Source organism: Streptococcus sp. 2022WUSS135 (genome assembly GCF_044427045.1).
Taxonomy (GTDB): Bacteria; Bacillota; Bacilli; order Lactobacillales; family Streptococcaceae; genus Streptococcus; species Streptococcus hashimotonensis.
In genome coordinates this window covers 227,372-236,853 of sequence record NZ_JAOTGL010000001.1, presented here as the reverse complement: position 1 = coordinate 236,853, position 9,482 = coordinate 227,372, and the positions used below count along the sequence as shown (strand labels likewise).

Annotated in this window: 11 protein-coding genes and 1 pseudogene; 1 reads left to right on the top strand and 11 read right to left on the bottom strand. The window is 40.2% G+C overall.

What is annotated here, in order from left to right:
* The 8 genes and pseudogenes from ODU45_RS01180 to ODU45_RS01145 form a co-directional block, all read right to left on the bottom strand.
* A pseudogene (locus tag ODU45_RS01180) lies at window positions 1-340 on the bottom strand (IS4 family transposase); the annotation flags it as partial.
* A gap of 207 nt (window positions 341-547) precedes the next feature.
* A complete protein-coding gene (locus ODU45_RS01175) occupies window positions 548-1,414 on the bottom strand; it encodes a helix-turn-helix domain-containing protein (protein WP_398580595.1) in 867 nt (288 codons plus the stop codon).
* A gap of 126 nt (window positions 1,415-1,540) precedes the next feature.
* The gene (locus ODU45_RS01170; protein WP_398580594.1) at window positions 1,541-3,985 is read right to left on the bottom strand and encodes an LTA synthase family protein; all 2,445 of its coding nucleotides are present in this window, start codon (window positions 3,983-3,985) and stop codon (window positions 1,541-1,543) included.
* Between the two features lie 12 nt (window positions 3,986-3,997).
* Window positions 3,998-5,728 carry a hypothetical protein gene (locus ODU45_RS01165; RefSeq protein ID WP_105178668.1) on the bottom strand — a complete coding sequence of 577 codons (1,731 nt, stop codon included), beginning with the start codon at window positions 5,726-5,728 and terminating at the stop codon, window positions 3,998-4,000.
* Between the two features lie 199 nt (window positions 5,729-5,927).
* On the bottom strand, window positions 5,928-6,800 hold the full coding sequence (gene rsmA / locus ODU45_RS01160; RefSeq protein ID WP_398580593.1) for a 16S rRNA (adenine(1518)-N(6)/adenine(1519)-N(6))-dimethyltransferase RsmA: 873 nt from the start codon (window positions 6,798-6,800) through the stop codon (window positions 5,928-5,930).
* A gap of 19 nt (window positions 6,801-6,819) precedes the next feature.
* Entirely contained in the window at window positions 6,820-7,350 is a 531-nt protein-coding gene (locus ODU45_RS01155; RefSeq protein ID WP_398580592.1) for a DUF1697 domain-containing protein, read from the bottom strand.
* A gap of 13 nt (window positions 7,351-7,363) precedes the next feature.
* Window positions 7,364-7,621 (bottom strand): Txe/YoeB family addiction module toxin, encoded by a 258-nt coding sequence (locus ODU45_RS01150; protein ID WP_398580591.1) that lies wholly within the window; start codon window positions 7,619-7,621, stop codon window positions 7,364-7,366.
* Between the two features lies 1 nt (window position 7,622).
* A complete protein-coding gene (locus ODU45_RS01145; RefSeq protein ID WP_044763722.1) occupies window positions 7,623-7,883 on the bottom strand; it encodes a type II toxin-antitoxin system Phd/YefM family antitoxin in 261 nt (86 codons plus the stop codon).
* A gap of 245 nt (window positions 7,884-8,128) precedes the next feature.
* Here ODU45_RS01145 and ODU45_RS01140 point away from each other — a divergent pair, with 245 nt between their 5' ends.
* The gene (locus ODU45_RS01140) at window positions 8,129-8,212 is read left to right on the top strand and encodes a putative holin-like toxin (RefSeq protein ID WP_221739394.1); all 84 of its coding nucleotides are present in this window, start codon (window positions 8,129-8,131) and stop codon (window positions 8,210-8,212) included.
* Window positions 8,213-8,397: 185 nt separating this feature from the next.
* Here ODU45_RS01140 and ODU45_RS01135 read toward each other — a convergent pair whose 3' ends face one another.
* Genes ODU45_RS01135 through ODU45_RS01125 form a run of 3 tightly spaced genes read right to left on the bottom strand, consistent with a single transcriptional unit; the run spans window position 8,398 to window position 9,466 of the window.
* On the bottom strand, window positions 8,398-8,853 hold the full coding sequence (locus ODU45_RS01135; RefSeq protein WP_398580590.1) for an 8-oxo-dGTP diphosphatase: 456 nt from the start codon (window positions 8,851-8,853) through the stop codon (window positions 8,398-8,400).
* A gap of 6 nt (window positions 8,854-8,859) precedes the next feature.
* On the bottom strand, window positions 8,860-9,189 hold the full coding sequence (locus tag ODU45_RS01130; RefSeq protein ID WP_105249268.1) for a type II toxin-antitoxin system RelE/ParE family toxin: 330 nt from the start codon (window positions 9,187-9,189) through the stop codon (window positions 8,860-8,862).
* Window positions 9,179-9,466 carry a toxin-antitoxin system antitoxin subunit gene (locus tag ODU45_RS01125; RefSeq protein WP_105249269.1) on the bottom strand — a complete coding sequence of 96 codons (288 nt, stop codon included), beginning with the start codon at window positions 9,464-9,466 and terminating at the stop codon, window positions 9,179-9,181. Before ODU45_RS01125 ends, ODU45_RS01130 begins: the two co-directional genes overlap by 11 nt.
* Between the last annotated feature and the right edge of the window lie 16 nt (window positions 9,467-9,482).

The following is a 9,482-nucleotide window of genomic DNA, read 5'->3' as shown; positions in this document are numbered from 1 at the left end:
TTCTTGGTAGAATCACATCACTACCATCAACAGCTAGGATAGGAAGGTTGTGAGAGATTGGAATTTTAGAAGTAATATTGGTAAACAGGGCTTTAAAAGCTTGATGTTTGATCTGATATCGTCGTTGAACAAAGGCAGATTGGGTGACTGGCAAATCTAAATCAAGTAACTCTTTAGATAAGGTCTTGCCTCCCATGGTAAGTATAGCTTGAATCATGGTTTTCATCGTTAGCTGACTTTTCCGACTAAAATCTTTTTCAGGATGAAGTACAAACTGGTTTGCGGTGGAAACGATGTCGTTAATACTATCAAGTAAATGAGCTTTAATCTGATCTAGCATGACTTTTCCCTTTTTATTTTTAGTGTAACATAAAAAATAACCCACCACAAAATGTGATAGGTTAGTTAACTTAATGACATTGGGCAAAAAGACCTCTTTTTCATTTCTCCTCCACCGTTGAATAGACTTCTAAGTAAACATTTTGTCACTTTCATCTACATTATAGAATACGAATTGGAGCTGTTTCCATACGTCCCCTATATGCAACTATTTCTCGTTCACTATTTTTTCAAGTATCGTTTCATACCAATCTGCTATATTTTGACTATCAACAGCTCGTAAAAGTTCGATACACTTTCTCATCTCTAAGATAGCATTAGCACTTCCTGTTTTTTGATAATCATAAAAAGCCTTACCAAATTTAAACAAAATCCGTTCAAAAATTTCTGTCTCATCGAAAAACAAACCTTCAATAGTTTTTTCAAGAAAGACTGCATCGGTAAGTTCCTCATGTTGAACGCTGACGAGATAGGCACTCAGTAAAATTTGAGAAACTGCCAATCGATGTTGTTTCATTTCACGATAAAACTGTGTACGGCCAATTAGTTCCCTGCAAAAAAGCATCATGGTCTGGTGTTCTAATTCATCCATGGTATTGGCAAATAGCAAGAGCTCATAATAACTCCAGTTGTCCACTCGAAATAAGTAATCCGTTAAAAAGGCTGTATCTTCTTTCGAAACAACTACTGTCTTATCTAAGTCGCTCAGTTTATACATGATTAAAATAGCATTCAACCGATGAAACTCCCTACGAGAATCTCTTTCCGCTTTTGCTAATTGTTCAGACAAGATTTTCTTTATGGTTACAACATCTCTGATATAGATGGATTGTTTTAGTTGTTCCAAAATTCTAGTCAGCTCATCTTTTTTGAAATCCTGACTAGCATACACGAACTCGTCCACATCCACATTCATTTCTGCCAGCACACCAAATAATTTACTGACAGTGATGTCGGATTCTCCATTTTCAAACCGAGAAAGTTGAGAAGTAGAAATATATCCCTTGGCGACCTCCGCCAGACTCTTCCCCTTTCCCTCTCGTATCAATTTTAATGTCCTACCAAAACGATTCATACTTCACCTCTACACTCACGATTAAAAAATCATTTGTAAACATAATTATTATACCACGCCTTCCTATATTTGTGTCCTTTTTCACATAAAGAAGAAACCAAGCCAGCTATCTGACTTGGTCTATTTTTATTCTGTCGTTTCAGTCGCTACTTTGAAAAAATCTTTGTATTTCAAAAGGTAGCCTTTTCCTGTCGATAGGTCATATTGGACCAGTTTGAGTTCTTCTGCAACTTTCGCATCCCGCTCAGCCTGTCCTACTCGGTCCTTATGAAGCACTTCTGTCAAGAGGGCATAGTAAGGACTGACCTTGTTATTGGTCGTCTCCAGCATAAGTGCATTCATGTCGCTAGAATTGACCAAATCATAATGGTAGTCTTCTGTTTCAAAATTACTCCACACGAAATAATCTGTCTTGTACTGCGCGCTTGGGTCCGTCACGAAAGTAGACTCTGGATACAAACCTGGTAGGTGGTCACCGTAAAAAACAACTGTCACTTTCTTATCCAAGGTCTTAAGCTGGTCTAGAAAATCCCTTGTTGCCTGATCCGTAAAGGATAGGAGGCGAACATAGCTGGTCAAGTTTTCATTTTCCTCAGCCGTGAAGCCCTCACCCGAAGCTGTTATACCTGCAGGCTCTAGAGAATTCCACTGAACATGGTTCTGCATGGTAATAGCCGACACAAAGCTGGTATCGGCAGAACGTACCTGCTCCAAAATCAACTCATAGGTCTTCTTGTCACTGACAAAATTCCCCTGATAGTCCTCAGCCGTCACAGCAAGAGGATACCTGGCACTATTGAGAGTGTAAAATTGCTCAATTCCCAGCTGCTTATAGATAGAATTTCGGTTGTAACTGGTATCGTAGTAAGGATGGATGGCGATACGATTATCTGCTGGATAGAGGTCACTGATACTTGGCAACTTCTTCATATTTGGCGCCACATCCAAATAGACTGAAGAAATGGATGAGCTGTAATTGTAGAAGGGCAGACCACTGTAGACCTGAAACTCGATATTAGCCGTACCACCACCATAGTGGTCACTCTTCATCAAGCCACTGGTAGTCTGGCTCATGATGTACTCAATATTTGGAAGGACATTTTGACTAAGGGTCACGCCTGGAATCCGACGCGGGTCAGCCAAACTCTCACTAAGAATGTAGATTACCGTCTGGTCAGTCAATTGACCTGTCCGTTCTGCATTGATTTCCTCAGCCAAGGCGGTGTATTTCTTCACAATGGCCTTCATGGTCTTCTCAGAGTAATTTTCAGGCATTTCCATACTAGTCTTGCTGAGTTGCTGCAACCAGAGGAATGAAAGAGTGCGATAGCGAGCCACAAAAGCATATCCCTTCCAGTCCACGTTACGCCAGTTATTAACCTGAGAAAGAATAGGAATCCAACCAACAATCTTATGATCTTTTTCATTGCGAATCGCCCAGCTCATTCCCAAAATTAGGGATACGATGACTGAAATTCCTGCCAGTCGTTTCCAGACAGTAGCGACAATCTGCCCTCGAAAATACTTCTTGTGAATACGTCGGTAGATAAACACAAGGAGGACTATAAAGACGAGCGATACCAAAATAACACGTAGACTGATGAAGCTGAGAATCATCCCCATATTGCCAATCCATTTGAAGTCATTGGGCGTCATTGGCTCCGAACGGTAGCGGAATTTGAGAAAATTGGCCGTAACCAAAATGACGTTTAGACTAGCAATCACGGCAACAGATAAGATTTGACGGTTGATAACTAGGCTAATGATGACATTGAGGAAAAAGAGGCAAGCAATCTGGAAGACAATAGCCCCTGGAAAGAGGTGGCGTGTGAAATAAGAACCCGTTCCCCCAGCCATAGAAGCCTGATAACCAATATGCGACAAGGTAGCCAGTGCCAAACTGATAAAGAGCATGCTGTGGACATTGGTCCGATTGGCCTTAAACTCTACAAATGCCTTATGAAGATAGCGAAGAAAAATGTAGGTCCCTATAAAATGAATAGGTGCAAACAAGGGTGTCTGGCTGAAAAACTCTATGTAAGAACCTTTCTCAACCAAACTTTCATAATGGCTATCTTTCCAATAAGAAACCGCTAATGGACTGAGAGCAAGCAAGCTGGTCAACAAGAGATAGATATCTGGCTCCAGATAGTTAGCTGACCAAATACTCAATTTTTCTCGAATTTTTGTCTTCTTCCGCCACAAAAATGCCAACAATACTGGAAGAAGCAACATCAATAGAAGTTCAAACTGAAAGAGATTATTACGGAAAATATTCCAGGGTTGATACTTCTTGGCATTGAGCCGATAGACCAGGTTGACAAGATACAGAAAACCTAGAAAATAGCCGACATACTTGGCAAAGGTTTTGGTCTTTACAAATTTCTCATATTTATCAAGCAAGACCAATACATAAAATGTAAAAATAAGATAGGCAATCAAGGGCAGGGGAATAAACCAGAGTGGAAAAGATACATCACTCAGTAAAAGGGCTCGCCCCATAGCTAGCAAGACGGTCATTACCATGACCAGAATAAATTGCTTGGTTGCCTTGAGTTTGATTTGTTTCATAGCATTTCTCTCTTAGGAAATATTTGATTTTCGGTAGATAAAGGTATAATAAATCGACCAAAGTATCCAGCCAGTCAAACTGATAAAGATAACTGGCAATAACCACCATTGTTGCTTATAGGAGAGGATAAGGGTGTTCTTCCCTTTTTGGCTGGTAACCGTTGGCACACCAATAGTGGAAAGATAATAATCCATCTTCCCTAACCTCTTTCCATTCAATGTCAATTCACTATCTCGGTAAATAACAATCGGTATTTGGATTTCCTCTGATTGATTTGCCGACCAACTTATTTTTAAGCTATCCCCAAAAACTTGCTTATTAAATTGCTGGTTAGGTAAAATAATCTGGTCACGGTAACGATCATAACGAGATTTAGCCTCATTTACCGCACGAACATTCTCTTCTTTTTCAGATAACACCGGCACATAGTCGGGAGTTGATTTCTGAGCCAGTTGAACAAACTCACCTAAATTTTTTGAATGCAAGGATGCACGTAATTCTTCCGTTGTTCCGTATAGAGTAGTATGAAGCATATCTTGTAAGAATTCTGCTTTGTTGTACTGGTCATTGACTGCTTGATTATATTGATCCCAAGTAAAACCAACACCAATTATGGTAGATAAGATTGTCATCCCCAAAAACAACTTTTTACGCACTTCGTAATCTGTTAATTGAAGACCAACAATCGTCAGAAGTAAAGTATTAGCATACAAAAAGAATCTAAAGGGAAATTGGATTAAATCCACTAATCCAATACCTTTACCAGCAAATAGTTGCCACGGAAAAAGATTTGTTGAAAAAATAAAAAATACCAAAAAAGTTAATGTCAGCCCCCTCAATATCACCGATTGCTTCTTCCATTTTTTCAGCATAAAATAAAGAGAGGTTGCAAAAATGATTGGTAGAGAGGATGGAAAGTATAAGAAATAAGCCTTAGACCAGGTAACTGTTGACTGAATAAACTTTTTGTTTATAAATGGTGCTGCTAATTCATTTGTTGCATTTACATATAATAAGGGTAACCAGATATTTACAGTTAAAATCAGAAAAACTCCAACCGAAAACAGTACATCTTTCATTACGTTCCATTTGTCTTGCGATTTTAACCAACCAATTGAAAAAAGAATTGCATAGGCTAAGATGAGAAACAGAGCCGACAGCATGTGTATCTGCAACATTAACCCTACAGCTCCTGCCATCAGAAAAATAGGAACTTTACCAGTTTTTAGGAATCGAACTGCTGGAATCAAGCAAAGCGGAAATAAGGCCACTCCCCAACTTGAAAATCCTTGAGCTACCCACCAGTATTGAACAGAGTAGGTAGTCACGAAAAACATGGATAAACCAACAGATAGAGAATAGCGTACTTTCACTTCTCGCATTAGAAAATAAAGCGAAGTGGCACTCAAAACTCCTAAAAGAAGATTAGACAGTAGTTGATATCGATACCAAGTTCCGGCCAACAACAGCAAGGCTCCTTGCAAATAGGCTAGATATGGACCATATAGAGCATTGACAATCCTTCCAGATTGCTGATAGCCATGCAAGCTCATTATATAAGAAAAATCTCCTGACTTAATTTGCATAGCTGTATCATAAAAACGATTATAATGAAAAACAATATCGTCTCCTGTCACCACTGCTTTTGTCAAAATCTGTGGCAATAGAAGGGTGAGCGAAAAAAGAAAAAATACAGTTACTGCAACAATATCTGGATGCTTTTTCAGTAATTTTTTTAACATAAGATACCTTCATAAAAAAAGAGGGAAACCCTCTCTTGTTTTTGTAAATATTCTGCCAATTTGCAGACAATATTTTTCAAAAATTAGTTACATTTCAGTATAGCAAGCTTTCCCCCCACTGTCAACGAACAAGATAGATTGAAAATGGTTTTAGGTAAAATAAAGATTGATTGCAGATTCCTCTACAATCAATAGTTGCTTATAAACCGACTTCCTGGAGGCTGTCAGACAAACGTGCGAAGTCAGCCATAGAAAGTGCTTCTCCACGGACACTGGCTTCCAGCTCTGCCATGCCAAGTGCCTGCGTCAGCTTGTCCTTGACTTCTTCGGACTTGCCGAAATGGTTGGTCAGGTTGTTCCACAAGGTCTTGCGGCGATGTACAAAGCTGGCCTTGGACACCCGGAAGAAGAAATCTTCGTCCTTGACGCTCACCAGGGGTTGCTCGCGGCGGACCATTTTGAGAATGGCGGAGTCCACGTTTGGTGCGGGCACAAAGACGGTGCGAGGCACGATGAAGGCCACCTTGGCAGTCAGGTAGTACTGGACCGCAATGGACAGGCTACCGTAGGCCTTGGTGTTGGGCTCGGCAGAAATGCGGTCGGCCACCTCCCGCTGCATCATGACCACGAACTCGCTGAAGGGAATCTTGCTCTCAATCAGATGCATGAGGATAGGGGTGGTGATGTAGTAAGGCAGATTGGCCACGACCTTGATAGGCAGGTCAGGATTTTTGAAATTCTGAATCTGGGTCTGCAGGTCGGTTTTCAAGATGTCTTGATTGACCACGGTCACATTGTCAAAGCGGCCCAAGGTGTCTGCCAAAATCGGAATCAGGCGGTCGTCAATCTCAAATGCCATGACTTCAGCAGCGTTTTCTGCCAAAAACTCGGTCAAGGCTCCGATTCCAGGACCAATCTCGATAACGTTGACATTCTGGTCAATCTCTGCCGTGTCCACAATCTTCTGTAAAATATTGGTATCGGTCAAAAAGTTCTGACCGAAGGATTTCTTAAAGGTAAACCCGTGGCGTTCAAGGACGGCACGAGTAACGTTTTTGTCTGCGATTCTCATGTGTGTTCTTTCTTGTTTTTTATTTCGCCATTTCACTCAATCGTGAAATAACACTTAGTTTTCTCATCGTCGCTGTAATGCCCAGCTGTTTTTCTAAATAATTGGTATTTAGTTTCTTCTTTCGAGCATCTCTCGGAAGATACATGTATAGACATTGACTTCCCAGACGTAACTCCTCATCACCAAAGTCTTGGTGCAATAATTTGTTTAATTTTTCACCAGTTATCTCATCATTGGTAAAGACCAAATGGACACGAGAAGGATCATAACCCTCACCAAAAAGATTTTCAGCAACTGCTTGTGTTAAGTCTGACTGATTTTTAATGATAACAACCAAATCTGCACCAATGTTTTCTTTAATGGTTTGATGAATAAGGTGACTTAGTTCTCCATCTAATATATCTGTTTCACAAACAACATTTCCGCTTTGAATATACGTTTGAACAGAAGTCAGACCAACTTCCGTCAAAATTTCCCCCAGATAGGACATCTTAGGAATTTTATTTTTACCAACGGGGGTAACACCACGCAAAAGAGCAACTTTTTTCATTTGTTAATCCCCCTCACCCATAGTAGTCCTTTAGCGACAAGATATACAACTGGTCGGCCTCCACCATATAAATCAACCGATTCTCCGCATCAATCCTTCTTGACCAGGTACCTTGATAATCATACTTCAAAGGTTCTGGTTTGGCAATGCCTTCAAACGGGTGTCGTTGCATATCCTTGATAATTTTATTGATTCTCTTCAGTGTTTTCTTATCCTGACCTTGCCAATAAAGATAGTCTTCCCAAGCATCCTCTGTAAAATGGATTCCCATGCTAGTCGGCCTCTATCAGGTTTCGTTCTTGGGTTTGCCCTGCTTTGACTTGAGCCATACCACGCAAAACTTTTTGAGACAGATAGGTGTTCCGAGCAACAGTGAGGGTTTCTTGTAAACTATCCCACTCGCTCTTTGAGAGTACAACAATATCTTCCTCTGGATTTTTATTAACCACGACCAAAGGCTCAAACTCGTCATTGACCTTTTTCATATAGTCCTTTAAGTGATTTCGAAAATGGGAATACACAATAGCTTCCATAAGCAATACCTCTCATCATTTCTAGCCTCACTATAGCATAGAAAAAAAGAGTTGTCAAACTTATTGTACAACTCTTTAGCGATTCTTATGTGTGTTTCTCGTTTTTTGCCTTTTATTTTAAAAAAGCGGAACAAAATGCTTGTTGTTTTCCGAATTAATCTAGTGTAGGGAAGTTCCGAAGGCGGGATGGAAATCTGATTCAGGAGGTGAGGCCATGGCACAACTCCTTAGAAAGGTGACCGTCGATGTCAGTTTACGAAGCAATTGAGCTAATGATAAACTTCGGCATTCTTTTACTGGCTATTTTAACATTTCAACGAAAAAAATAAACAGTAAAACCGCACTTCCAACTTTGACAGGTCTGTAAGTAGCGGTTTTTCTGTTATCTACAAATCCGTCCCGTCTTTAAAACGGTCCTACGGGTCATCAGGCGAAAACTTGATGACCTTTCTGTTTTTATTGTAGGCTTTTTAAGAGAAATTGTCAAGTCAATCTGCAGTTTGCTTTTCTAAACTCACTTATTCTCTACCCTCCACTTGTCATCTTCAAACCAGTAAAAATTCTCCGTCAGCTGTGGCTGTTCAAAGATTTCCAATATGGATTCAAAACCGTCTGCCAACGGAATATTCTTCAAATCCTCACGGTCAATCCAGAAGACCTCGCCCTCATCTGAAGATTGGATAGAACCTGAAAAATGGCTGGTTTTGTAGTAAAATACTAGATAACGATAGTCGTCAATAGGGTCTGTCCAGTTTTGAATGCCACAGAGTTCGAGATTGGATACTGTCAAACCTGTTTCTTCTTTGACCTCACGAATGACGGAGGAAACAATTGACTCATTTGGCTCGACATGGCCACCAGGGAATGTAATTCCAGGCCATTTTTTTGACTTCCTATCCTGGACCAATACCTGCTGACCGTCTGTAATCATACACATATTGGTTAGGATGACTTGTTCTATCCTGCTCATATTCTCTCACTTCAACAACTTGACATAATCACTCTTGGTTGCAAAAAGGTGACCCACTTGAACTTCATTTTTCACCACGCGATAGAGGGCAATGTAGTCTTTTCCAATGACATAGCCTCGGGTTAGATGTGGCGGGTCTATCTGCTTACCAAAACGGTTATCGGCGTTAAAACCACGTTCAGGAAAAATTTGCAAACTCTCCAATGCTTCGACAATCATCCCAATTCGTCTTTTAGCAATTTCTTCTGAGAACTGTTCCGAGAAATAGGCATAAATAGCTGCCAATTCCTTCTCCACTGCAGGAGCAAGCATCACTGAATATGACTCAAATTCCATACTTCTCTTTGACACTTTCTAGGCTGATCCCATGACCTGCCTCAATCGCCTGCTGATTTTCCTGAATTTCCTTCTGTAACTGTAAAAACAACTCTTCTCTTTCCAACTCTTCTTCAGTCAGAATGGGCAACTCATTTTTTACAGCAATATTTTGCAAGAAGAGGTTAAAACCAGCAGTCAAATCCAGCTGGTTCATAGCAAATACTTCCTTGGCTTTCTCTAAAAGTCTAGAGTCGGTTTTAAAATTTACTTGGGCATCTTTCTTTATAGTTAGCAATCTAGTCTACCTCCTA